At 41.7% G+C, this 626-nt stretch carries 1 protein-coding gene; it reads right to left on the bottom strand.

What is annotated here, in order from left to right; all coding sequences use genetic code 11:
- A partial coding sequence (locus DHL47_RS13240; RefSeq protein WP_209552189.1) for a transposase occupies nt 1-506 on the bottom strand: 506 nt, incomplete at its 3' end.
- Between the last annotated feature and the right edge of the window lie 120 nt (nt 507-626).

Raw genomic sequence — 626 nt, 5'->3', positions numbered from 1 at the left:
TTCAAGGTCTCTTGCAGTTTGGCTTGAAATTTATCCGTTGCTTTTTTCCAAACGAAGCTGTACTTGTTGGCATTGGCCTCTATCTTCGTCCCATCGATGAAGAGACAGTCCAGACTAATCAAGTCTTCCATCTTGAGGCGAAGATTGAGTTCAATGAAGAGATTTTTGATGAACTCTTCCATGCAGTCCGCCACACGAAAACGATTGATTGTCCGATAGCTGACAACATGGTGACCTGTCAAATAGCTCATAGCAAGATTTTCAGCCATGAGCTTTTCGATTTTACGACCAGAGAAAATTCCTTGCGAGTAAGCAAATAGCAGCGCAGATAAGAGCATTTTAGGATGATAGGAGGGCCGACCAAAATCGTGGTAGAAGGCAGCGAAACACTCCTCTTCCAGTTCATCAACCACCTTCTCGATAGTAAACACAATATGGTCTGGTGGTAAGCAAGAAGCAATTTCCAGTGGTAAAGTCGTTTGATTTGTGTTATAGTGGATATGCATGGGATAGCCTTTCTCATATTTTTTTGTCAACTATATTTTAGCAAGACTATCTCTTTAAAGCAAAAGGCAACGGCTGTTTTCTAGTCGTTGCTTTTTTTGAAGCCTTTTTGTCCCAGCCTC

This window comes from Streptococcus panodentis, from assembly GCF_017884005.1.
GTDB lineage: Bacteria > Bacillota > Bacilli > Lactobacillales > Streptococcaceae > Streptococcus > Streptococcus panodentis.
This window is presented reverse-complemented; position numbering and strand designations above follow the sequence as displayed.